Origin of the sequence: Pedobacter sp. (assembly GCF_046462515.1) — a bacterium.
Classification (GTDB): domain Bacteria; phylum Bacteroidota; class Bacteroidia; order Sphingobacteriales; family Sphingobacteriaceae; genus Pedobacter.
Map to the genome: position 1 here is coordinate 123759 of NZ_JBKGVD010000006.1, position 23873 is coordinate 147631.

A 23873-nucleotide genomic window follows, 5' to 3' on the forward strand; every position below is an offset into this window, starting at 1 on the left:
GATGAAATTTGCAACGAAAGCTATTCATGCAGGTCAAGAGCCTGATCCAACAACGGGAGCAGTGATGACGCCGATTTACCAGACTTCTACTTACTGGCAAAAATCGCCCGGCGATCATAAAGGTTACGAATACTCAAGAGGAACAAACCCTACGCGTAAAGCTCTGGAAGATTGTTTGGCGGCACTTGAAAACTGTAAATATGGTTTAGCTTTTAGCAGCGGCATGGGTGCCACAGATTGTGTTCTGCGCCAGCTTAAACCGGGTGATGAGGTGATTACTGGAAATGACCTGTATGGTGGTTCATACCGTATTTTTACAAAGGTTTATGAGAAATATGGGATTAAATTTCATTTTTTGGATTTGTCAAAACCAGAGAATATCGTTCCATATATCAATGCAGATACCAAAATGGTTTGGATAGAAACACCAACCAATCCCACTATGCGTATCATTGATATTGAAGGAATGGCCAAAATAACCAAACAACATGGTATCTTACTCACTGTTGATAATACCTTTGCTTCACCTTATTTACAAAACCCGATAGATTTAGGCGCTGATCTGGTTATGCATTCAGTTACCAAATATATCGGTGGTCACTCTGATGTGGTAATGGGCGCATTGCTAACCAATAATGAACAATTGTATAAAGACTTGTTCTTTATCTATAATGCATGTGGTGCAACTCCGGGACCACAAGACTCATTTCTGGTTTTAAGAGGTATTAAAACGCTACATTTACGCATGAAAGCACATTGCGAGAATGGTGAAAAAGTAGCTAGATATTTAAAGAATCACCCTAAAGTTGATAAAATTTACTGGCCTGGTTTCGAGGATCATCCTAACCATGATGTCGCTAAAAAGCAGATGCGTGGTTTTGGAGGTATGGTTTCTATCACTTTAAAAGATGCGGATTTGCAGGAAACTTTCCGTGTGGCTTCACGCTTTAAGGTTTTTTCATTGGCCGAATCATTGGGAGGGGTAGAAAGTTTGGTAAATCACCCAACAACTATGACCCACGGTTCTATACCAAAAGAAGAACGTGAAAAGGTAGGTGTAACCGATAATTTATTGCGTTTAAGTGTTGGAGTTGAAGATATTGATGATTTAATTGCGGATTTAGAGCAAGCTCTGGCATAGGGTTTAATCGTTTAACTGTTTTGAGCTGGTTATAAGCTTGTAACTATTAATCAATTCAACGATTTCTACAATTAAGCAAAATATGCAAATTACAGATCTTAAAGATTTTTTGGACGCTAAGGTTTTGCAATATAATCAACCTGGTTTTATTGCGAATGATCCAGTTAGCATTCCACATCAGTATAAATTGAAACAGGATATCGAAATTGCCGCATTTTTTGCGGCAATTTTAGCTTGGGGACAACGGAAAACAATTATCAATAAGTGCAATGAATTGTTTTCAAGAATGGATAACCAACCTTATCAATTCATATTAAATCACTCAGATAGTGACCTGAAAGCTTTGCTGGGATTTAAGCACCGTACTTTTAATGATACCGATCTGCTGTATTTTGTTGAATTTCTTAAACAACACTACCAGAAATTTTTGTCATTGGAAGATGCCTTTTTGCCCATAAAGAGTGAATTTAACTTTGCATATTTAGATATTGAAGCCGATAATGAAGAATTTACGTTCAGTTCTTCTGCTTGTATGCAGAACAAGTTAATTAAGCAAAATCTAACTATAGAAGCCGCTTTAAATCATTTCAGGCAATACTTTTTCAGCCTTCCTGATTTCCCTCGAAGAACCATAAAGCATATTTCTTCTCCCTTGCAAAAATCTACTTGTAAACGTCTAAATATGTTTTTAAGATGGATGGTAAGAAAAGATAATTGTGGAGTAGATTTTGGGATCTGGCACAATATAGATACTTCTATATTGATCTGTCCCTGCGATGTGCATGTGGATAGGGTAGCAAGAAATTTAGGACTAATCAATAGAAAACAAACCGATTGGCAAACTGCTGTGCAATTAACCAATAAGCTTAAAGAATTTGATGTGGCAGATCCTGTTAAATATGATTTCGCACTTTTTGGCATAGGTGTGGAAGAAAAGTTTTAATTTTAGACATGGTAAGTTTTGAGGCTGAAATTGAAAAATTTGATCAAAAAGGAGAAAAAACTGGCTGGAGCTATGTTTTTATTCCAAATGCTGTAGCTGAACAAATTAAAGCCGGAGATAGAAAAAGCTTTAGAGTTAAAGGGAAGATTGATCAGGTTGAAGTTAGCGGCATGTCTTTGGTACCGATGGGAGAGGGCGATTTTATTTTAGCTTTAAAAAGCAGTTTGCGTAAAAAGCTAAAAAAAGAAGAGGGTGCTAAAGTATTGTTGCAGTTGGCTTTTGATGCAGATTTTAAAATTGAGATGCCCGATGATCTTGAACTGTGTCTTTCTGATGAGCCTGAATTTTTGAGTACTTTTCTAAAAATGCCCAAATCGCATCAAAATTATTACATCAATTGGCTCAATTCTGCTAAGACAGAAACCACGCGTACCAAACGTTTGGTGATGATTGTTGATGCTATGGCCAAGAAATATGATTTTGGGCAGATGATCAGGGCTTCTAAACAATAAGTTAGAATTTTTTTAGTGAACCTGATTTGAAACAAAGCGTAAAATTATTTCAGGATTTAATTTATTATGAAAAAATGCTGAAATGAGTTGAGCATGACGGTAAACTAAATATGGAGCGTTGCAATAATTGATTTACTCAGCTCTTTTCATTCTAGAGAAAGGATAACCATTACAACCTTTTTTAGGTTTTTCCCGATCGGCGGCAGCAGTTTTTTCAGCTATCTCATCGGTTTCAGCTTTATAAGCCGTAAGGCAAAATCCCCACTTCCAATCGCCCATATTTTCAAAGGTCATATAATCTATACGGGTATATTTGCCTGCATCGAATTTATTGGTGGATGCATTTTTTGCAATCAGATATTGCTTTTCAGGTACCCATTTAATGATATTGTATTTAATATTACGGCTTTGTATCCATACTGTATCGTTCACTTCATACTTTAAGCCATAATCGTCAGTAAAATTGCCAATGGCAAATGCAGGAGCTTTTCTCGCATTCTGACCAAATATGGATAAAGAAATAAGAAGAAAACTGAAAAACAGCATTGTATTTCTGATCATTTGAAGTTGGGTTTATATATTCTTACTGTACTTATTAATTTTTGTAACGAGTTGCTCAACTTTTACAGGTGAAGTGAGTTCATAAGCATATTCATCTTCAATGTTCCCCATTTTAGCTTGTTGATTTTTAAACATCATCTTACTGCGCACAACGTCTTTTGCAGATGCATGGTAACAAGGAGCACCTGTAGTTTCAATTAGCTTTTTGATGTTGTTGGTATTAATTCCGGCGCCAGGCATGATTTCTATCCTTTTATCTGCTTGTTTAACCAATTGCGCAAGTTTATTAGCTCCGGCAATAGCAGTAGGTTTTGCACCTGAGCTTAATATCCTTACAATGCCTAATTCAATCAGATCTTCTAAAGACTTTGAGAGATTATTGCTCATGTCAAAAGCCCGGTGAAAAGCAATAGGCATAGGTTCTGCAATTGTTTTTAAAATATGGATACGTTCTTTGTCTATATCACCATTGGCTTTGAGTATTCCAGTAACTACTCCATGGCAACCTAAGGATCTGCAAAGTCTGATATCTTCTTTAATCAGTTCAAATTCTATGTCATCATATAAAAAATCGCCCCCTCTTGGTCTTATGATAGGCCAGGTTTCTATAGACAGGTTTTCTATGCAAAGTTTGATCTGCGCATAGCTGGGTGTTGTTCCGCCTTCGGCTAAATTATCGCAAAGCTCAACACGCTTTGCCCCACCTTGCTGCGCAGCCAAAGCAGAGGCGTAAGAATTTGCACAAACTTCAAGTAGCATTAATAGTAGCTTAAAGATTTAATCAGCAGGTCTTGTTTTTCGTTATCGCAAACTGCGTAGCTGAAGCCTTGTTGTATGGCATAACTTCCATATTCGCCTTTTTTATTCAATGCCAAGAAACCTACTTGTATTTTTTTTGCTGTTTCGGGTTTTTTCTTGATGATACGCATAACAGCTTCTTTACAGGCTTCGGCAGGAGAATAGCCTTGACGCATCAGTTCTACTACCAAAAACGAACCTACGTTTCGTACCACTTCTTCGCCAACCCCGGTTGATGTTGCTCCGCCTACCTCATTATCTACATAAAGACCAGCACCAATAATAGGACTATCGCCTACACGGCCATGTAATTTATAAGCCATGCCGCTTGTAGTACAGGCACCAGAAAGATTTCCCTTACTGTCTAATGCCAGCATACCAATTGTATCGTGGTTGTACTGATTTCCGGGTAATTTAGTAGGGGTAGTGTTGTAGAGCTTGTTTTCTATATTCATAACTGGTTCGTATTTGGCTGTTTTAAGCCATTCCTGCCAGTCTTTTTTGCTTTTTTCGGTAAGAAGGTTCTCTTTTTTAAAGCCTTGTTCTAATGCAAACTGTAAAGCCCCATTTCCGGCCAGCATTACGTGAGGTGTTTTTTCCATTACCTTTCTTGCCACCGCAATAGGATGTTTGATATTTTCTAATGCTAAAACAGCGCCGCAATTTCCCTTATCATCCATAATACATGCATCTAAAGTAACAATACCATCGCGGTCTGGTAAACCGCCATAACCTACAGATTGGTTGGTTACATCGGCTTCGGCATTCTGTACACCCAATTCAACGGCATCTAAAGCAGCTCCATTTTTGCTTAATATTTTCCAGGCATCTTTATTAGCCGCTATGCCAAAATCCCAGGTTGAAATTACAATTGGTTTGCCAGAAGATGCAGCATAGGTTGTTTTATTATTTAAAGCAACAGCAGCAGAAGCTAAAACAGTTGATTGTATAAATTTTCTACGGTTGATCATGTTAATTCAAATTAAAGGTATCGGCATCTTTTAAAAACGGAAACTGACGTCTTGTTTTTTCTAAATCTGTGTAATTGATGCTGAAAGTGTAAAGGTCCTCATCCTCAGGTTTATAATAAACGGTATTCCCTAAAGGATCTATACACATAGAATGTCCGCTATGGTAAACCTGATCACCATCATGACCAACACGGTTAACACCGATCACATAGCTTTGATTTTCAATGGCACGGGCATGTATTAATGTACGCCAATGCGCAGATCTTTTATCAGGCCAACTTGCAATGATCAATAGTAAATCATACTCGGCATTTTTGTTGCGCAACCATACTGGAAACCGCAAATCATAGCAGATTGCTAAACGTATTTTCCAGCCTTTGAGCTCTACAATCAGTTCATCTTTTCCGGCAGTATAATGTTTGTCTTCACTCCCTAAGCCAAAAAGATGACGTTTGTCATAATGCTGATAACTTCCATCGGGAAGCATCCAGATCATGCGGTTATAATAATTGTTGTTCTCTTTTATGATAAGACTTCCGGTAATTACACAATCGTATTTGCGTGCCATTTGGTGCATCCATTGCATAGTATTGCCGTCCATTTCTTCGGCAAGCTGCTCCGCATTCATGGTAAAGCCGGTATTAAACATTTCGGGCAGTACAATCAGATCGGTTTTTTCGCGTAAACCAATAGATAGTCGTAAGGCTAAATTTTGCAGGTTTTTTTCGATATTCTCCCAAAATAAATAAGCCTGAAATATGGTTATTTTCAGATTTTGGATATTTAAGTAATGTGGTTCCATATCAATATCTTATTTTATAAAATTAAACTTTTATGAGTTTATCAAAGGCTTTTTGTAAAGTTTCTTCTTTTTTTGCAAAGCAAAATCTAAGAGTTCCTTCATTGGGGTTTTTGCTGTAAAATGCCGAAACCGGTATAGCTGCCACACCAAAATCTTTGACCAGTCGTTTAGCAAAATCAAGATCTTTTTCGTTACTTATATTTTCAAATGTTACGCATTGAAAATAGGAGCCTTTGCAGGGTAGAAGTTTAAATCTGGTTTGTGCTATTAAATCTCTGAAAAAGTCTCTTTTCTTTTGAAAGAAAACGGATATTTCAGGATAAATATTTTCCATATTCAAATAATTAGCTATTCCAGCCTGCACAGGTGTGTTTACGCTGAATACATTAAACTGGTGAATTTTTCTGAACTCATTCATCAATCTCTCAGGTGCTATGCAATAACCGATTTTCCATCCAGTGGTATGCAGCAGTTTACCAAAAGATGCGATAATAAAGCTTCTTTCAAACAATTCAGGGTATCTTGCAACACTTTGATGTGCTTCGTTGTCAAATATAATATGTTCATATACCTCATCACTTAAAATGAGGATATCAGTATTTTTTGTTAATTTGATTAAGGCCGCAATGTCTTTCGGTGTTAATATAGTTCCTGTTGGATTGTGTGGGGTATTGAGGATAATGAGCTTGGTTTTAGCCGTAAAAAGTTTTTTTACCATTTCCCAGTCTATCTTATAATCGGGAGCAGTAAGCTCAAAAGGTTTTACCAGGCCACCTAACAGCTTTACGGTGGGTGCATAACAATCATAAGCCGGTTCAAATACAATGACTTCATCGCCCGGATGAATAATAGCAGATAAAGCGGTGAAAATTGCCTGAGTTCCTCCTGCTGTAATGGTAATCTCTGTTTCGGGATTGTAATTTGCTTTGTACAGACTCTCCACTTTTTCGGCAATATGCTCACGCAATTGCATGTTACCAGCCAGTGGTGCATACTGGTTGTGTCCGCTTTTCATGGCTTCAGTAATGCATTCGATTAAACGGGCATCTGGCATAAAATCAGGGAAACCCTGTGAAAGATTAATGGCATTGTAATCTGCTGCCATTTTAGACATGAGCGAAAATATAGTGGTACCGACAGTAGGAAGCTTTGAATTAAGGTTGATCATCTTTGCGAAATTAACAATTAAATTGATATACCCGGTTTTGCTTAAAGAGCACTTTCTTATTTGTTAAAAATTTGTACTTTTAGTTTTATGACCTTTAAGACTAAAGAAAGCCGATTACTACTGGTATTGAGTTCCTTTTTTGTGGCTAATGCCATTATTTCTGAATTTATTGGGGTAAAGATATTTAGTGTTGAAGCCAGTTTAGGAATCAATAAGTTTGATATTAACCTGTTTGGTGTTCCAAACCTGTCGTTTAACATGTCTGTTGGCGTAATTACATGGCCTGTTATTTTTATCATGACAGATATTATCAATGAATATTTTGGGGTAAAACAGGTAAGGTTTCTTTCTATATTAACGGCTGTACTTATTGGTGGCGCTTTTGTAATTGTGGCTGCAGCTATGTGGTTAGAGCCTTCAGATTTTTGGGTTACGCAGCATATTGATGGGAAAGAAGTAGATATGCCAAGAGCATTTCAGGCTATATTTGGGCAGGGCATGTGGATTATTGTAGGTTCAATTACGGCTTTCATTATTGGGCAAATGGCTGATGTACTAATTTTTCATAGGATTAAAAAGATTACAGGCGACAGGGCATTATGGTTAAGAGCTACCGGATCTACAGTCGTATCACAATTGATAGATAGTTTTGTGGTTATATTTATTGCTTTTTATTTAAATCCTCAGTTTAACTGGAGCTGGCAAATGGTGGCGGCTATAGGTTTGGTAGGTTATACGTATAAATTTATTATTGCCTTGGCTATGACCCCAATTCTGTACCTTATGCATGTGGCCATAGATAATTATTTAGGTAAAGAACTGGCAGCAGAGATGATCAGATCGGCTACAAGAGAATAATATTCAGAGATTATGAAAGTTGATTATATAGCGTTATCGGTACCTATTTTTTTTATCCTGATAGGTATTGAACTGGCTTACACCTTTTACAAAAAACTCAATTATTACAGACTAAACGATTCTATAGCAAATCTAAGTCAAGGTATAGGCTCTCAGATTGTAGGATTGTTCATGAAAACTATCCTGTTTTTTGGTTACAAGTACATTTTTGAACACTGGCGGTTGTTTGATCTACCTCATAATATATGGGTCTGGATCATTCTCTTTATTGGGGTTGATTTCTTTTATTACTGGTTTCATCGCATGAGCCATCAGATTAATGCGCTTTGGGCTGCGCATATTGTGCATCATCAATCTGAAGAATATAATCTTACGGTGGCTTTACGCCAATCGTGGTTTCAGGGCTGGTTTTCATGGGTGTTTTATTTGCCTTTGGCATTTATTGGGTTTGATCCTATTATGTTTTTAACGCTCAGTTCCTTTAATACACTATATCAATTCTGGATACATACCCGTGCCATTAAAAATATGGGATTTTTGGAGTACATTATTAACACGCCATCACATCACCGTGTGCACCATGGCTCAAATCCTAAATACATTGATAAAAACCATGCAGGTACTTTAATTATCTGGGACAGGATGTTTGGTACTTTTCAAAAAGAAGAAGAGGAAGTTTATTACGGAATAACCACTCCGTTGGCCAGCTGGAATCCGGTGTGGGCAAATGTGCATTATTGGGTTGAGTTGTGGCAAACCGCTCAAAAAGCAGATGGGATAGGAGATAAGATCAGGGTATTTATTAAACCTCCGGGCTGGTTTCCAGAAAAATTGGGTGGATTTAAATCTGCACTTGAAATAGATGCGGCTAATTACAGAAAATTTGATGCCAACGGAACTACATCTGTAGTATTGTATGTGGTATTCCAGTTTTTAATTGCCTTAGGAACGGGTTCTGTGCTGCTATTTATGTTTGCTAAGTTTGGATGGTTAACCAATGTTTTATTGGCTGTATTCACTGTATTTACTTTACTTACCTGTGGGGCATTGCTCGAGAAAAAAAGATGGTTAAACCCGGCTGAATATCTTCGCTTTATATTGGGGGCACTTATTGTTTACCATTTTACGCAAACAGGTTTTCCAAATCAGGTTGTGTATCTTTCTGTTGTGCTTTTATTGCTCTCTGTAATCTTGTTTATATTTCTCAAACGTTCTTTGAACCATGATCAAAAATTATCCTCAATTTAGTTTCGGCTTTGCCATTATTGCATTTGCCGAGCTTTTTGCCATTGTAAACGGTTTTGATGAGTTAAGATATCTTACTAAGTCGGCAATCTGTATCTCGCTCATTATTTTCATTATTTTCTCGGTAAAGCGTAAAGGTAGGTTTACCAAGCGGATCATAGGTGGTTTGTTTTTTTCTTTATTGGGCGATATTTTTCTGATGTTACCCATTCATACGGATACATTTTTTATTTGTGGAATGGCAGCGTTTTTAACTGCGCACCTGTTCTACATATTTGCTTTTTACGTTGATGCATCTAACAAAGTTAAGGTAGAACATAGAAATGTGCTGCCTGTCTTTTTAGTTTACATGACTTTTTGCGTATCTGTTTTTTTATACCTGCGTCCATATTTAGGTGCTTTAAAAATCCCGATAATGGTGTATTGCTTTGTGATTACAATGATGGGGATCATGGCTGCATTGCGTTATGGTAAGACCAATTTCAGGAGTTTTAAATGGATCTGCTGGGGATCGGTACTTTTCATTATTTCTGATACGATACTTGCCTACAATAAGTTTGTTGCACAGGTAAATTATGCTCCGTTGATAATTATGGTAACCTATATGGGGGCACAATTTTTAATTACTACAGGTACTGTAGAACGTAAGTACGTAAAGAAGAATTAATTCTTGCCTTTCGATTTGTCCATTACAGTAAACACTTGCACCAGTCGTTCTCCGTTATCATCAACCAATGTAAGCGTGTGTTTACCTGCTGGCGGGTTTACGGCCATTTGATGGAATGTTTTGGTGCTGCCGATGTATTCTTCATCTAAATGCCAGTAAATAGTAGCGTTTGCGCGACGATGTGCGGTTTCTAATATCATTTTGCCCCTGCTACCATCCAGTTCTAAAGGAACATAAACCAAGGCATTATTTTTAGGATAAATCATTTCCATGATACCGTTTTCTCCACTTTCATTGCAGCCTTGCATATATGGGGGTAAAGGGCGATAATCGGCATGTTTTACTTTATAATAATATTCCATGGTAGCGGGTAATACAAACCATTTTTCGTGCCGCATTTGTGTTGGGCTCATACAGACATCGGTAACTTGGAACGTACCCTGAGGGTTTAAGTGTATTAATTTATGGTAAGGACATATAGCCGTTTTTTCTCCTGAAGGAGATACTTGCTCTATTATTTTTTCTGTACAATATTCTCCTGCTTTATATCCGCTTTGTTTACAGACCTCTATTTTTTTGAGCTTGGTTTGTGGTGCTGTAAACCATTTGTTGTTAGGCAACAATCTAAAAATATCAAACATAACCGGAGCAGCGGCTTCAATTCCGGTCAAACCTGGTCTGCCTTCACCATCGGCATTGCCCACCCATACACATACCACATAGTTAGGAGTTAAACCAATGGCCCATGCATCTCTAAATCCAAAACTCGTTCCTGTTTTCCATGCTATGCGTTGTGAAGAAGAGAACTGCTCCCATAAACCTTCGTCGCCTGGGCGCATTACTTCCTGCATGGCATTAAAAGTAGCCCATATGGCGCCATGATCTAATATGGAGTTGGGTTCGGCTTCATGTTCCTTTGTTTTTTCTTCAAATTTGTAGCTTTGCATACTGTAATCGGCTGCGTTGTATTTACCTTGGTAAAGATTATAGTGGTTTAAGGTACGGACCATGCCTAAATAAGCCCGGCACAGATCCCACATGGTAACTTCGCTGCCTCCTAAAATCAAAGACAATCCGTAATGATCTGCAGGCTGGGTTAACGTACTAAAATGTAGCTTCTTCAATTTATCATAAAAGCGTTCGTATTTGTATTGCTGCAACATTTTTACGGCAGGTATGTTCAAAGATCTGCTCAACGCTTTATCTGCGGCAATGGCACCATCATAGCCTAAATCATAATTTTGAGGCTTATACCCTGCAATTTGGGTAGGTACATCTGGAATAAGGGTGTGCGGTAAAATCAAGCCATCGGTTAACATACTGGCATACAGCAAAGGTTTTAAGGTACTGCCGGGACTACGGGGCGCTTTGATCATATCCACATGACTTTCGAGCTCTTTATTTTCTGGTTGAAAATAATTACCTACATAGCTTATTACATGACCGGTTTTTACTTCAATAACTAAGGCAGCAATGTTATTAATGTCATTGGCCTTATATCGATTATGGTATCTTTTTAAGATATTATTGATCTCTAATTGTAAATTGTAATTAATGGTCGATTTTAATCGTGTGTTACCGGTGTGGTTCTCTTCTTTGAATCTATTGAGTAAATGAGGTGCATATTGGGGTAATGGGATTGGGCGTCCGGGAAGTGGTTCTGTTTTGGCTAAGTTTGCAGTTTCCTGATCTATATACTTCAGGGTTACCATTTTATCAAGCAGATCATTCCGCTTTTGGGTTAAACGTGCTGTATTTTTTCCGGGATGTACCAGTGATGGCGAGTTGGGCAGAACAGCTAAAGTTGCCATTTCGCCCCATGATAAACTGCCCGCATCTCGACCAAAATAACGCCAGCTTGCGGCTTCGAGCCCAACTACGTTTGTGCCAAATGGCGCATTTGCAGCATATAATGCTAAAATTTCCTGTTTACTATGGGTAGATTCTAACCTGAATGCTAAATAAATTTCTATTATTTTCTGCCATAGGGTACGGTCTTTTTTTCTTGAAAGCCGTATTACCTGCATACTAATAGTGCTGCCACCACTAACTACACTATGTGCTTTTAAGTTTTGTTTAATGGCACGGCTTAATGCCATAAAATCTACGCCAAAGTGATTGTAGAAACGTTTATCTTCAAATGCAACAATACACTTTGCAAATTTATCTGGAATGGTATCACTTTGCGGAAAACGCCATTGCCCGTCTTTGGCGATGGCTGCACTTAACAAATCGCCATTAGCGGCTTCTACAACATATGAAGTAGGCGATTTAAACAGATGTTTTGGCAGTGAAAATACAAAGCATAAAAACAACAAAAGACAAATCAAATCAGTAATGATCAACGTCTTTTTCAATTTCTTCATTTTTAAGGGTAACAAAATTCCATAGCAACTGATTTGTTATAAAAACAGTTGCTATGGAAAAGATTTATGCATTTATACGTTTTTCGGTGGGCTTTATCCGTTTTATTTTTATCAACGTTTGGCCCCGGCTTTAATTATTTTACCACTTGAACCCATTTGCCTGCCTGCGTGGCACTGATACTATTATTGTACATAGCTTCACAATATACAGCTGGTAAATAGTAACGCCCTACATATGATGCGTTGAGCAGCACTTTATAAGTAAGTGTTTCGCGCTCACGTATATTAAAGTAAGTAAATACACGGTCATCTCTTATATCCTGGTAAGTGGCAGGCGAAGAGCTTAAGAAGCCTTCATTATCATTTAATCTGGTATTGATGATTTCCCAACCAGAAGGAAAGATCTGTGTAAGTGCCATTTGTTCATAATAACCCATATTTCCAGGATTTTTTAGGGTTACTTCGGCATAAAAATCAGTACCCTGTTTAATTACAGCAGGATCTATATCTTGTCCTTTAAGTGTTTTATAACTTACACTCATGTTTAGATTTTCAGTATTGTTAGGCAGAAAATCATTTTGCCCGTTAGCAGGTTGTCCCTGTAAGACCAATCTAACATACAGAATGTTATTGCCCGTATTGGTTATTACAGCCTGATTAGACTTAAAACTCAATGCTTGGCTATTCATGAATTCGTTGCTGCTGGCATTTCCTTTCTTTCCATCTATGGTATAACTGTAACTTAACCGCGTTCCAGCTTTATTTTGTCCGCAGAATTTGGCAATGGCGAGTAGGCCATAAGCAGTAGTTTGCGTACTGTACCAGGTGTCTTCGCCTATCTTTGCGGCAACACTCTGCATCAGCTTGGCAGCCTCAGTTTTTTGTCCCATTAGGCTAAGGGTTTCCATGATCATGGCTTCATCACGTAGGGTAGAGCCATAAGTACCTCCTAATTGCTGGTAAGGTTTAACCGTTTTGTCCAGTCCGCGTGTTAAGCTCAATACTGCTCCGTTTTGCCCGGCCAGTTGGTAAGCAGCAGCTAAACGCCATTTAGCGGCAACACTTAAATATTGGAAAGCTTTTAGACGGTTCATGGCGGCCATTTCGGGTTTTTTGGCTAAAGCAAGCGTGTATAAGCGATAAGCTTGGTTTAAATCGCCTCCGTAAAAATTATCTGCATTTGGTGTCCAATTATTTGCCTTACGTTTTTGGTAGCGTAAAATTTCATCTAACATACCAACAGGTAGGGTATAACCTGCATTTTGAGCCTCTATCAAGAAATGCGATGCATAGTTGGTTCCCCATTCATCGGCTTTGGCTTCGCCTGGCCAGTAACTTAAACCACCTTCGGTACTTTGGAAACCTTTAAGCTTGGCTATGCCTTTCTTAATATTGCGTTCTATCTCAGCTTTTTTCTGCTCGTTTAAAGGAGTAAGCCTGTCTAAGAATAGTTGAGGGAAAACTCCGGAAGTAATTTGTTCTACACAACCGTGCGGATACTGGATCAGATAATTCAGTCTTTTTTGCAGATTTATAGGAGGGATGGAAGAAATTTCTATTACACCTGAGTTTGTTCCTGCCATACCTATGGCTTTGTAGTTGATTTGCTGACTTTGGTTAGGGTGGAGGGTGTAAGAAACTACATTGCTAATATAGGGGTTCGGATTTCTGATCTCTATTTCTACATCATATACGCTTTGTTCTTTTCCGCTGCGGGCAATGACTTTAACTTTTGCCACGCCAACTGTTTCAGGGGCTGTTACGTTAAAGTATGCCATCTGTTCTCCAGCCTGTGCAAAATTAAGTTGTTGAGTATTACCAGAACTCAAGGTTAATTTATCGCTTTGAATTTGTACCGATACATTTTTAATGTTGTTATTGGTCGCAAATACATTTACAGGAAGTACAAAATTTTCTCCTGCACCTATTACTCTTGGTAAAGTAGCATGCAACATCAAAGGATTTTTAACTTCTACCGATTTTTCAACATTTCCATAAGCACCGTCATGCCCGGCTACAACCATTACCCTTACAGCACCAATATATTGAGGTAATTTGAATTTATGGGTCTTATTTTCTCCCTTGCTGATATGGAATGGCCCCATAAATTTAACTACTGGTTTAAACCTGTTGGCCTTTGCAGGATTAAGATTACGGTTGATAGAACCATCGCCACCAATACTTAACAGACGTTCTAAATTGCCTCCCCATGCACCTAAAACATAGTCAAATAAATCCCAGGTTTTAACACCCAGTCCTTCACGTGCATAAAAAGCCTGATGTGGTTGCGGTGTTTTAAAACGAGTAAGATCGAGTAAACCTTCATCAACCATTGCCAATGTGTAGGTCATTTCTTTACCATTACTTTCGCTTACTGTTACACTGCTTTCTACTTCCGGTTTTAGTACCGAAGCCATTTTTATTACAGGTTTTAAAATGGTTTGTGGGTTTTCTATATTCAAAGGAATAGCACCGTACATACGTATAGGCAGATCATTTACAGTTTGTGCATGAGGTTGCAGCAAAGTAATATTGGCAAATACATTTGGTGCCCAATCTTTTTCGGCTTTAAAACTGTATTGAGTTTGTCCTTTTTTTGTGTCAATCCAAAAGGTCTTTAATACCCTACTGCCATTTTCTATAGAAATGAGCGCTCTTCCGTTTTCGCCTGTGGGTATGGTAAGGGTAATATCTTCGCCCACATTGTATTTAGCTTTGTTGGCTGTAAAAGAAAGCATTGCCGCTTCTGTTGGATTGCTGCCTTGTTCTCGCTGGCTCCATCCCGGCCAATCGATATAAACAGATTTTCCAGCTGTGTGCCCGCCATTACCATCTTTTACCAAGATAAGGTATCTTCCCCATTCAGGTTCATCTATTCTGAAACTCCAGCTGGCTTTACCGTTTATCAATTTTACGGTTTGCGATTTAATGAGCTTATTGTATTCGTTCTGCGTAAAATTGGCATAAGTATCTTGGTTATCTTGTTCCCACCACCATCGCCACTGTACCTTATACATTTCTACACGTACGTTTTTATTACTGGCCAGTAACTTGCCATCACGGTTTACATTTACAATGTCAATATTGTGAGATTTGCCGGTAAATAACATACCGCTAAGTTTTTCTCCTTCGGGAGCCCTTATGCCGATGTAGCTGCTATATACATGGTAAGGGATACTAAAATTGTCGATACTGAAATTGCCACCCGGTTCAAAAACTTTAGTCGTGAAATTAGCTCTTAGTATGCCGGGAGCTTCTCCATTTTCGCTTAAATTGGTGTTTATAGCTGCATCTCCATTCTCATTCAACGTGCCTTCAAAAATAGTTTTGGCCTGCGATTGAAAATGAACCGTAGGATTGTCGAAGCTGTAAGCCTCAAAGCCTTTAAAAGTTGTTGTGGTGGTGTTTAGATTTACATCCACCTTAGCCTTAAGCCCTTTGCCCGGTGTACCAAACAGCCATTTTGCGTTTAATTTGGCAGGGGCTGCCGCACCGTTTCCTAAGTAGCTACGGCCACCTAAATCAAAATTGATTTTAAGCCGATTGGGTACTACGGTTTCAATCTTTAAGTCTTTTGTAAATGTAGAACCGCCCACTTTGGCTTTGAGCAGCCAATTGCCGGTAGGTGCCGTACTTTCTGTCCTTGTTTTAAAAGTGTAAAATCCGTTTAATGATTGCGAACTGATTACTTTTTTGTCTAATTGTCCTTTAGGATTATACAATTCAAAGGTAACCGGATAGTTTTGAGGTAATTTATTGAGCTTATCTTCTAAAATAAAAGAAACAAATAGACTATCGCCCGGTCGCCATACACCACGTTCTCCGTAAATAAAGCCTTTTACGCCATTTTGTACCACGTCTCCACCTACATCAAAACGACTTAAAGGCAAGGAGTTGGCATCGTCTAAACGCAAGTAACCCCGTTCTTTATCTTTTTTAGCTACCAGTAAGAAAGGTTTACGTTTCAAGTCAAAAGTGGCCATACCGTCGCTACTTGTTTTTACTTGGGTCAGTACCTGTTTCTGGTAGTCGAGCAATTCTATGTTTACATCGGCCATGGGTTTGGCAGTAAGCAAATCTGTAGCGATAATCAGCATGCTGTTATCATTCCCTCTTTTGGCAATTAAACCAATATTAGAGGCAATTAGATTACGGCTGGCCCATTTTTCACGGGTGTAGTAAGAAGGTGTACAAGGATTATCACGTTCATCCCAACGGTAATTAGAAGGGTAGTAGCTGTTATACGCTTGCCAAAATTCATCATCCTCATCAATTTTTTCGCCATAATAATCTTCTTCTTCTCGATTGTTGTTATCTGATTTTTCTCCTTTTTCATCACAATTGTAGAGATTGTAGGCTTGTCTAAAACCTATAGTTACCCGGTACATGGCACCGGGTTCGGTTCTTATGATTTTATCGAGATCTAAAGTAAAACGGGTTTTCTTATGGAGATCAACAGATTTATCCTCATCTAAGCGAATGGTTTTTTGTGCAATTGGTTTGGCTACCCTGCGCAGCTCGTTTTCATCTTTGTAATTGTTCGATTGGAAGAACTGAGGAATATTGTTTTCATATATTTTAATAATGGTTACATCAACAGCTTTTAAGTTAACGGCTTCAAAAGGCAAAACCAATTTGCCGGAATTGGGCATGATACTACCCGTACCCGCTATTGTTACAGAAGGTTTCTTGTTCTCAAAAATAATATTTGCAGTTTTGGCCGCTTCTAAACTCTTATCATTAATATTTGTAATGCCAGTGCTTACTACAATATTATAATTGCCCTCAAGTACATCGGCTGCATAAACCTTTACCTGGCTGCCATCTATGGTATAACGTAAATCTTCTAAACTGCCTAAACTGATTAATCCATTTAAATCCTGACCCACATTTACAGGTTCACTAAATTGCACCAAAGCATAATTATCCGTTTCTTGTACAGATTTAATATCTAAGACTTTAAAGATACTCAATGCTGGCACGTTCAGTTTGATTTCGCCTTTGCTCTCACTGGCTTTTATAGCTTTTCCATTCCATTTGAGGCTAATTTCTTGTTCCTGATTTGTTTTTTTTATGCTGTCTATCTGAAAAGAAGAGCTGTGTTTTTCAGGGTTGTGAAACCACTTGATATTTAATTTTTGCCCAAAATCGATGCTTAAGGTCTGTTCAATTTCTTTTTGATCTTCTTCATCTGCAGTATATACACTACCCGTTAGCTTCATATAGTTTAACGAGGTATTGTTTTGTGAAACCAGGCCGTTTTGTGTGACCATCATTCCCGGTTTCATGATCTTAAAGTCAAACTCAAATTCTTCGAGGCCTTTCTCAACCGGAGTTAACTTTTCTAAATCTAAAGTAGCCGTGTATTCCTGATCGGGTTTTAAAGGTTCGTCGGGCCTAAACTCTATGGTTTGGGCATCTATCCAATAGGTTTTTCCTTTGATGTTGGGCGAAAAATCCAGTAATTTACGATCATCGGGTTTACCTAAATCGTTAACAGACTGTATTACACTGGCCAGATGTACTCTTATGAAACTTTTTTTGGAAATGGTTCCTGAGGTATAAGCATCTATGTATTTTGCATAAGCTTGTTTATCTTTTGCTTTTTTTCTGCCAAAGAAATAAAAGCCGGCTGCGGTTATCGCAATAATTGCCATTGCAGCAATAATAATACGTTTAAAAGATTTGGTGTTTTTCAGGTTTTTTTCCATTTCTTAGAATGATTGAAAGATGTAATATGGGCAAAGAGCCTCATCCAAATATAATTATCAGAACTTAAAGTTTTAAGATTAACCCCTTTAAGTTGTAAATGTTTATGGATATAGCTCATCTCATTGGTTTTTAAAAGCTTTGTATCCGGATTTTTAACGTATTTGATAGCATGATTAACGACTACGTAAATACGGTTATAATCTAAATCTGTTTTTATCTGATTAAAATACAAATAGATAAATCGTCTATCGGGTTGAGTGATGCTCAAAAACTATATTTTTTCGGATATTTAACGTTTCATTTGTGAAAGGGAAGCATGAAAGTTATCATAGCAGAGAAACCATCGGTTGGGCGTGAACTGGCAAAAGTTTTTGGCGCAAATACCCGTAAAGACGGGTATATTGAAGGTAAGGGGTATTCATTTACATGGGCTTTTGGGCATTTGCTCCAACTTGCGCCGCCACAAGAATATGGCTATTATGGCTGGCGTAAAACTAATTTACCTATGTTACCTCAAAAGTTCAAGCTATCTATCCGTAAAGTAAAAACTAAAGATGGTTTTATTGAGGATCCGGGTGTAAGAAAACAATTGGATATTATTCAAAAATTGTTTGATGAAGCATCTGAAATTATTGTAGCGACCGATGCCGGGAGGGAAGGAGAATTGATTTTCAGGTATATCTATTCTTATCTGAAATGTAAAAAACCTTTTAAAAGGTTATGGATATCTTCACAAACTGATGAGGCTATAAAAGAAGGTTTCAGGAACTTGAAGCCGGGCAGTGATTATGACACCTTATTTAGTTCGGCTCATTGCCGATCGGTTTCGGACTGGCTGGTTGGGATGAATGCCACCCAGGCATTGAGCTTGTCGGCCGGAGGAAAAGATGTATTGTCGTTAGGTAGGGTTCAAACGCCTACGCTGGCCATGATCTGTGCCCGTTATCTTGAAATTAAAAACTTTGTCCCAAAAATATATTATCAGATTGCCATACAGGTAGATAAAGACGGACAGCTTTTTAAGGCCCTATCAACTGATAGTTTTGATACTAAAGAAGCCGGGGAAGAATTATTTGCAAAGGTTAAGGACGTAGCATCGGGTTTTGTAACAGGAGCACATATTGTTGATGTAGAAGCTAAACCAAGAAAAGAGCCACCTCCTTTATTGCATGATTTGAGTTCATTACAGCAGGAAGCCAATAAAAAATATGGTTACACAGCCGATCAAACTTTAGGGCTCTTACAAAATCTTTATGAAAGTAAGCTGGTTACTTATCCGCGTACGGGCAGTCGTTACATAGGTGATGATATTTTTGCTACCGTTCCGCAATTGATCAGCAGTTTACTGGAGCATCCCGCATTTGGTAAGCATGCAGGTAACCTGCAAGAAGCTAAATTAACCAAGCGCAGTGTGAACGCCAAAAAAGTAACAGATCACCATGCCATATTGATTACAGGTGTAAAACCTTCGCATTTAGGCAAAGACCATCAGGCCGTTTATGATCTGGTAGCCGGACGTATGCTGGAAGCTTTTCATCAGGAGTGCATTAAAGAGATTACTAAAATTACGGTAGAATCTGAAATCCTGTTTATAGCTAACGGTACAGTGATAAGAAGTGCCGGATGGCGTTCGGTTTTTAATGATACAGAAGACGATAAAAAAGATGAAGACAATGCCGCTCTACCTAAAGTAAAAAAAGGAGAGGAATTACCTCTTGCAGATAAAGTATTATTAGAAAAACAAACCAAACCTAAAGCCATGTATAATGAAGCATCTTTGTTAAAGGCTCTGGAAACCTGCGGCAAAGATATTGAAGATGAGGAGTTAAGAGATGCAATGAAAGACAGCGGTTTAGGTACGCCCGCAACCCGTGCAGCTATTATAGAAACTTTACTGACCCGTGAATATATCATTAGGGAAAAAAGAAATTTAGTGCCTACCACAAAAGGTTTGGCGGTATATGAGGTGGTAAAAGATAAGCAGATTGCACAGGCCGAACTTACCGGGCAATGGGAAAAACGACTGGAAGAAATACGTTCGGGGGCTTCTGTGCAACAATTCAAGGCCGAGATTTTGGATTATACCCGTAACATTACGCAAGAACTTTTAGCTGCCGGTATATCATTAAGCCAAAAAACCAAGCAAGAAGATCATGTTAACGCTGATATAGCTGAAACTGAAATAAACCCAAAATAATTTGTATAAAAATACATTAAGTTAAAAATAAGGTTGTTTCAAATTCAGTCTCTGTCTGAGATTCTGAAACGAGTTCAGAATGACGAAACTCAAGATTTTTGAAACAACCTCTTGATAAAATACTTAGGATTTACTTCACTTTCTTGGCACTGTACCATGTGTTGCCATCTTTAATATAAAGGTCAGCTTCTTTTGGTCGGTCATGTAAGCCTACTTTCCAGTTTTTCTTTTCCTGAGCGTTTATCATTTCAATAGGGTAGTCTTTATCACCTGTAAGCTGCCATTTTCCTTTGATTATTTTTTGCTCCCAGCTGCTGTTCCAGATATAAGTACCATCGGCGTTGATTTTTATGCTTCCGGGCAATACACCTGTTCCGGCAGAATTGTGGATTACATCCTGTTTGCGACTATAATCAGGTACAACATAAGAAGTGCCTGGAACCCAATAATAATAAGTTCCATAGAATTTATTCAGATTACTTGCAGTATGGACTGAAGCTGTAACAGGCGGCGTATTTTTCTGAACTGGGGTAGCAGGTTTATCAGGAGTAATTATCCGGGCCTTAAAAACTTCTGGTTCTTTGCTTTGCGCAAAACCATTTAATGTAGCCAGCAGGCAAGTTGCTGGTAACAGGATTTTGAAATGATTAAATGTTATTTTCATAAGCGTAAAAATTATTGGTTAATCGGTTATTAAAATTAATTAAAATAAAATATCTACAGATCATTATTGAGTGCCATTAGCAGCTGTTTTAGTGGTACTAATGCCATCAAAACTAATATTGATACCAATACCTAACCAAGGTTTTTTGTTATAGATCCATTCTGCTTCTTTGTCTTTCTTTCCTAAGAAATCCCAACCTACAAAAAGTCCAAGATTTACATATTTATCAGGTTTGATTACGCCACCTAAAGAGGTTGTCAGTGCCGAAGCGGTACGATTTTCTGTAACCTTACTGTTATCACTATCTAAATTAATTCTTGTAAGCCCCAATCCCCACGACAGGTCGAGCCATGATTCCTGTTTTGTTTGCTGCCCAAATCCAAATACCACATTGGCTTGTAAGGAAAGTGCGGTTTCAAAATCGAAATCTCCACTATTTATGCCCCTTAATCTAAAAGGTATGGTATAAGCACCTACTTTCGCACCTTTGTATCTTCGGTATAACCTGTCGGCTACAGTCTTAAAGTCTTCTTTTTTCATTTTAAAGACTTTATCGTCATTATATTTAGATTTTAAGGTGCTATCCTTAAAATCCCAGTATTTATAATATACATATCCTTGCTTTTCGTAAAGTGCCCTTACTTTATATCCACCAGTAGGTACTTCCTGATCTACTAAGTTTTTCTCCTTATTCTTTTCATAAAATAACTGTTCTAAAGGAAGCCCACTTAGATCATATTTAAACTGATAACTTACATTGATAAGTGTTGCGGTATCTTTTTTAGCGGTATCTAAGATTTTTGTTTGCGCATAGGAAAATGTACTGATCAGTAAAATTCCTATAAAAGTTAATTTTATTTGCATGGCTTTAACATTTATTGATTTATTGGCGGTTGAAAACAAGCGCAGAAATAAATGAAACGACCGGAATATCTTTTGCCTTTACTATAAAAGTACTCAATTATAGGAGGTACATAAATACCTATTAATAGGTATTTTTCTGAGTATATAGATTAGATTTATAAAACAGATAAATAGAAGTACAGATGCTTTTTACAAATAACAGTGATGCTTAAATTTAAGCTATATCTTTAACCATATTGTAAATAAATAACATACATTTCAATGAATAAAGAGACTTGATAAAAGAGTTATAATTTTTACAAGTCTTCTTATAAAAGCTACCCAAAAGCATATGTAATGGAAATTATCTTTGTGAAAAAAGAAGTACACATGCCAGATTCAACAAAATTATCACGTAAGGCTTTTATCAGAAATTCGGCATTGACGGTAGCAGGAATGGCCGCAATACCTGATATGCTTTCTGCCAGTGAATTGCCAAAGAAGGAACGCTTAATCAGCTTTTATTCAGATAAAAAAGATATGGTTTTAAAAAATGTTCGTTTAGAAACGGGTTTTGAATATGATGGAGAAGAAGTTGTAGCTACCAAAACTGATTTGTTCTGCGTAGAAATTGCGAATGGAAAAATCACAAAAATATATGCGAATAATCCGAGTGCCAATGCTATAGATGCAAAAGGTTTTTTGATGTTACCTGTTTTTAAAGATATGCATATCCACTTAGATAAGACATTTTACGGTGGGCCATGGAAAGCGGTGCGAAAAAGACAAGGTGGAGTAAAAGGCATGATTGCTTTAGAGCAGCAAATTTTGCCTGAGATGCTGAAGACTTCTACCTATCGTGCAGAAAAATTGATAGAACTTCTACAAAAACATGGTTCGGGTTATGCCAGAAGCCATGTAAATATAGAGCCTACTTCTAAACTCGATTCGTTAAAGAACCTTCAGAAAGCACTTGAAAATAAGAAGAACACTTTTGGCGCAGAACTGGTCGCTTTTCCCCAACACGGTATTTTTTATACAGATTCTGCGCAACTGATGAAAGAAGCGGCTACAATGGATGTAGATTACATAGGTGGTGTTGATCCTTATACGATTGATGGTAGTGTTGAGAAGACAATAGATTTTATTGTACAACTGGCATTAGACAGCCATAAAGGCATAGATATCCATCTTCATGAAACAGGAGATTCGGGGTTAAAAACAGTTGAATACTTAATTGATAAGGTAAATGAAAATCCTGTCTTAAAAGAAAAAACGTTTTTAAGCCATTGCTTTGTATTAGGTCGTTTAGATAAAAATAAACAAGAGGAAGTGATTGCTAAACTGGGCAATACCAGGATAGGTATTGTATCTACCATACCTTTTGGTAGTTTGATTATGCCTGTACCCTTGTTATATAAACATGGTGTAAATGTGGCAACTGGTAATGACAGTATTATAGATCACTGGAATACCTGGGGAACCGGAAGTGTATTGCACAAAGCCAATTTAATGGCCCAGTTGTATGGATATGGTTCTGAGTTTAATCTTTCAAGAAGTTTAAAACTGGCTACTTACAATATATTGCCTTTAGATGATAAAGGTAACCAGCAGTGGCCAAAAGCAGGTGATGATGCCAGTATGGTACTGGTAGATGCCAGTTGCTCTGCTGAAGCCGTGTCACGTATATCAGAAGTAAAATCGCTGATCTACAAGGGAAATAAAGTATTTTAACTTATAATGAAGAGCCTAACTTTATTTTTGATCTTATTACTTGCAAATGCTTGTTCCAGGCAGGCAAAACCGGTAAACATGAATAAAAACCAGAAATCGATTATTATAGAGGCGGTAAAAAATAACCGCTTAAAAGAGGTAGAAGCCTTATTGAAGCAAGGGGTTGCTGTAGATGTTCAAAATGAACACCGACAATCTTTGTTATTGACAGCTACACAGGCAGGCTATTTTGAAATGGCTAAACTACTGGTGTTTTATGGGGCAGATGTTAACCTTCAGGATGAGCAGTTAGATAGCCCGTTTTTATATGCCGGCGCTTCGGGACAAACAGAGTTTGTGAAATTATTTTTGGCAAACGGTGCACGTTTCGATGTGTTTAACCGTTACAATGGCACCGCTCTAATTCCTGCCTGTGAAAGTGGGCATTTAGAAACAGTAAAAGTTCTGACCCATACATCAGGTTTCCCTATTGACCATGTTAACCGTTTAGGCTGGACGGCTCTCATGGAAGCTGTTATATTAGGAAATGGAAGTGAGAAATATCAGCAAATAGTTACTATCTTAGTCAATGCAGGATGTGGTACTGATATTGCTGATAAAAATGGAGTAACACCTTTACAGCATGCCAGATCGCTGAAATATGATAAAATAGCTAAAATCTTGGAAAGTGCCCGGCATTAATTTTTAAGTG

General features: G+C 37.8%; 18 protein-coding genes. 9 read left to right on the top strand and 9 right to left on the bottom strand.

Features of this window, described 5'->3' with window-relative positions; translation table 11 throughout:
• The first annotated feature begins 1 nt into the window (after position 1).
• From ACLHG9_RS06305 to ACLHG9_RS06315, 3 genes are all read left to right on the top strand, one after another.
• Positions 2–1141, top strand: a complete 1140-nt coding sequence (locus ACLHG9_RS06305) for a cystathionine gamma-synthase (protein WP_410220647.1) — start codon at positions 2–4, stop codon at positions 1139–1141.
• Between the two features lie 82 nt (positions 1142–1223).
• On the top strand, positions 1224–2084 hold the full coding sequence (locus ACLHG9_RS06310) for a TIGR02757 family protein (protein WP_410220648.1): 861 nt from the start codon (positions 1224–1226) through the stop codon (positions 2082–2084).
• Between the two features lie 8 nt (positions 2085–2092).
• Positions 2093–2596 carry a YdeI/OmpD-associated family protein gene (locus ACLHG9_RS06315; RefSeq protein ID WP_410220649.1) on the top strand — a complete coding sequence of 168 codons (504 nt, stop codon included), beginning with the start codon at positions 2093–2095 and terminating at the stop codon, positions 2594–2596.
• A 132-nt stretch (positions 2597–2728) separates the two neighbouring features.
• Here ACLHG9_RS06315 and ACLHG9_RS06320 read toward each other — a convergent pair whose 3' ends face one another.
• Genes ACLHG9_RS06320 through ACLHG9_RS06340 form a run of 5 tightly spaced genes read right to left on the bottom strand, consistent with a single transcriptional unit; the run spans position 2729 to position 6896 of the window.
• A complete protein-coding gene (locus ACLHG9_RS06320) occupies positions 2729–3157 on the bottom strand; it encodes a hypothetical protein (protein WP_410220650.1) in 429 nt (142 codons plus the stop codon).
• 12 nt (positions 3158–3169) lie between these two features.
• Positions 3170–3916: a copper homeostasis protein CutC gene (locus tag ACLHG9_RS06325; RefSeq protein ID WP_410220651.1), complete on the bottom strand. Its 747-nt coding sequence runs from the start codon at positions 3914–3916 to the stop codon at positions 3170–3172.
• Positions 3916–4926 (bottom strand): N(4)-(beta-N-acetylglucosaminyl)-L-asparaginase, encoded by a 1011-nt coding sequence (locus ACLHG9_RS06330; RefSeq protein WP_410220652.1) that lies wholly within the window; start codon positions 4924–4926, stop codon positions 3916–3918. Before ACLHG9_RS06330 ends, ACLHG9_RS06325 begins: the two co-directional genes overlap by 1 nt.
• A 1-nt stretch (position 4927) precedes the next feature.
• The gene (locus tag ACLHG9_RS06335) at positions 4928–5728 is read right to left on the bottom strand and encodes an amidohydrolase (RefSeq protein ID WP_410220653.1); all 801 of its coding nucleotides are present in this window, start codon (positions 5726–5728) and stop codon (positions 4928–4930) included.
• Positions 5729–5750: 22 nt separating this feature from the next.
• A complete protein-coding gene (locus ACLHG9_RS06340) occupies positions 5751–6896 on the bottom strand; it encodes a methionine aminotransferase (RefSeq protein WP_410220654.1) in 1146 nt (381 codons plus the stop codon).
• Between the two features lie 87 nt (positions 6897–6983).
• Here ACLHG9_RS06340 and ACLHG9_RS06345 point away from each other — a divergent pair, with 87 nt between their 5' ends.
• From ACLHG9_RS06345 to ACLHG9_RS06355, 3 genes are read left to right on the top strand one after another with little or no spacing between them, the layout of a single operon-like run.
• Positions 6984–7754, top strand: a complete 771-nt coding sequence (locus ACLHG9_RS06345) for a queuosine precursor transporter (RefSeq protein ID WP_410220655.1) — start codon at positions 6984–6986, stop codon at positions 7752–7754.
• A 12-nt stretch (positions 7755–7766) separates the two neighbouring features.
• A complete protein-coding gene (locus ACLHG9_RS06350; RefSeq protein WP_410220656.1) occupies positions 7767–9002 on the top strand; it encodes a sterol desaturase family protein in 1236 nt (411 codons plus the stop codon).
• Complete coding sequence (locus ACLHG9_RS06355; RefSeq protein ID WP_410220657.1) at positions 8977–9666, top strand: lysoplasmalogenase; 690 nt, start codon at positions 8977–8979, stop codon at positions 9664–9666. Before ACLHG9_RS06350 ends, ACLHG9_RS06355 begins: the two co-directional genes overlap by 26 nt.
• Here the strand turns inward: ACLHG9_RS06355 and pbpC are convergent.
• Both pbpC and ACLHG9_RS06365 read right to left on the bottom strand, forming a co-directional pair.
• A complete protein-coding gene (gene pbpC, locus ACLHG9_RS06360) occupies positions 9663–12032 on the bottom strand; it encodes a penicillin-binding protein 1C (RefSeq protein ID WP_410220658.1) in 2370 nt (789 codons plus the stop codon). The two genes, ACLHG9_RS06355 and pbpC, sit on opposite strands and share 4 nt — an antisense overlap.
• Before the next feature lie 134 nt (positions 12033–12166).
• A complete protein-coding gene (locus ACLHG9_RS06365) occupies positions 12167–17743 on the bottom strand; it encodes an alpha-2-macroglobulin family protein (protein ID WP_410220659.1) in 5577 nt (1858 codons plus the stop codon).
• 317 nt (positions 17744–18060) lie between these two features.
• On the opposite strand from ACLHG9_RS06365, the gene ACLHG9_RS06370 reads away from it, so the two are divergent.
• Positions 18061–19941, top strand: coding sequence for a DNA topoisomerase 3 (locus ACLHG9_RS06370; RefSeq protein WP_410220660.1), 1881 nt, complete (start codon positions 18061–18063; stop codon positions 19939–19941).
• Positions 19942–20071: 130 nt separating this feature from the next.
• Here the strand turns inward: ACLHG9_RS06370 and ACLHG9_RS06375 are convergent, their stop codons facing one another.
• Positions 20072–20605 carry a hypothetical protein gene (locus ACLHG9_RS06375; RefSeq protein ID WP_410220661.1) on the bottom strand — a complete coding sequence of 178 codons (534 nt, stop codon included), beginning with the start codon at positions 20603–20605 and terminating at the stop codon, positions 20072–20074.
• Positions 20606–20668: 63 nt separating this feature from the next.
• Positions 20669–21469, bottom strand: coding sequence for a hypothetical protein (locus ACLHG9_RS06380; protein WP_410220662.1), 801 nt, complete (start codon positions 21467–21469; stop codon positions 20669–20671).
• Positions 21470–21805: 336 nt separating this feature from the next.
• Here ACLHG9_RS06380 and ACLHG9_RS06385 point away from each other — a divergent pair, with 336 nt between their 5' ends.
• Together ACLHG9_RS06385 and ACLHG9_RS06390 are read left to right on the top strand one after the other, a co-directional pair.
• Positions 21806–23182, top strand: a complete 1377-nt coding sequence (locus ACLHG9_RS06385; protein WP_410220663.1) for an amidohydrolase — start codon at positions 21806–21808, stop codon at positions 23180–23182.
• 78 nt (positions 23183–23260) lie between these two features.
• The gene (locus ACLHG9_RS06390; protein ID WP_410220664.1) at positions 23261–23863 is read left to right on the top strand and encodes an ankyrin repeat domain-containing protein; all 603 of its coding nucleotides are present in this window, start codon (positions 23261–23263) and stop codon (positions 23861–23863) included.
• The last annotated feature ends 10 nt before the right edge of the window (positions 23864–23873 follow it).

What these genes read in the sequence shown, in the direction of transcription:
- ACLHG9_RS06335 (WP_410220653.1), bottom strand. Translation starts at nt 5,728, where the DNA reads ATGGAACCACATTACTTAAATATCCAAAATCTGAAAATAACCATATTT.
- pbpC (WP_410220658.1), bottom strand. Translation starts at nt 12,032, where the DNA reads ATGAAGAAATTGAAAAAGACGTTGATCATTACTGATTTGATTTGTCTT.
- ACLHG9_RS06355 (WP_410220657.1), top strand. Translation starts at nt 8,977, where the DNA reads ATGATCAAAAATTATCCTCAATTTAGTTTCGGCTTTGCCATTATTGCA.
- ACLHG9_RS06345 (WP_410220655.1), top strand. Translation starts at nt 6,984, where the DNA reads ATGACCTTTAAGACTAAAGAAAGCCGATTACTACTGGTATTGAGTTCC.
- ACLHG9_RS06370 (WP_410220660.1), top strand. Translation starts at nt 18,061, where the DNA reads ATGAAAGTTATCATAGCAGAGAAACCATCGGTTGGGCGTGAACTGGCA.
- ACLHG9_RS06330 (WP_410220652.1), bottom strand. Translation starts at nt 4,926, where the DNA reads ATGATCAACCGTAGAAAATTTATACAATCAACTGTTTTAGCTTCTGCT.
- ACLHG9_RS06390 (WP_410220664.1), top strand. Translation starts at nt 23,261, where the DNA reads ATGAATAAAAACCAGAAATCGATTATTATAGAGGCGGTAAAAAATAAC.
- ACLHG9_RS06340 (WP_410220654.1), bottom strand. Translation starts at nt 6,896, where the DNA reads ATGATCAACCTTAATTCAAAGCTTCCTACTGTCGGTACCACTATATTT.
- ACLHG9_RS06350 (WP_410220656.1), top strand. Translation starts at nt 7,767, where the DNA reads ATGAAAGTTGATTATATAGCGTTATCGGTACCTATTTTTTTTATCCTG.
- ACLHG9_RS06365 (WP_410220659.1), bottom strand. Translation starts at nt 17,743, where the DNA reads ATGGAAAAAAACCTGAAAAACACCAAATCTTTTAAACGTATTATTATT.
- ACLHG9_RS06380 (WP_410220662.1), bottom strand. Translation starts at nt 21,469, where the DNA reads ATGCAAATAAAATTAACTTTTATAGGAATTTTACTGATCAGTACATTT.
- ACLHG9_RS06320 (WP_410220650.1), bottom strand. Translation starts at nt 3,157, where the DNA reads ATGATCAGAAATACAATGCTGTTTTTCAGTTTTCTTCTTATTTCTTTA.
- ACLHG9_RS06315 (WP_410220649.1), top strand. Translation starts at nt 2,093, where the DNA reads ATGGTAAGTTTTGAGGCTGAAATTGAAAAATTTGATCAAAAAGGAGAA.
- ACLHG9_RS06310 (WP_410220648.1), top strand. Translation starts at nt 1,224, where the DNA reads ATGCAAATTACAGATCTTAAAGATTTTTTGGACGCTAAGGTTTTGCAA.
- ACLHG9_RS06325 (WP_410220651.1), bottom strand. Translation starts at nt 3,916, where the DNA reads ATGCTACTTGAAGTTTGTGCAAATTCTTACGCCTCTGCTTTGGCTGCG.
- ACLHG9_RS06305 (WP_410220647.1), top strand. Translation starts at nt 2, where the DNA reads ATGAAATTTGCAACGAAAGCTATTCATGCAGGTCAAGAGCCTGATCCA.
- ACLHG9_RS06385 (WP_410220663.1), top strand. Translation starts at nt 21,806, where the DNA reads ATGGAAATTATCTTTGTGAAAAAAGAAGTACACATGCCAGATTCAACA.
- ACLHG9_RS06375 (WP_410220661.1), bottom strand. Translation starts at nt 20,605, where the DNA reads ATGAAAATAACATTTAATCATTTCAAAATCCTGTTACCAGCAACTTGC.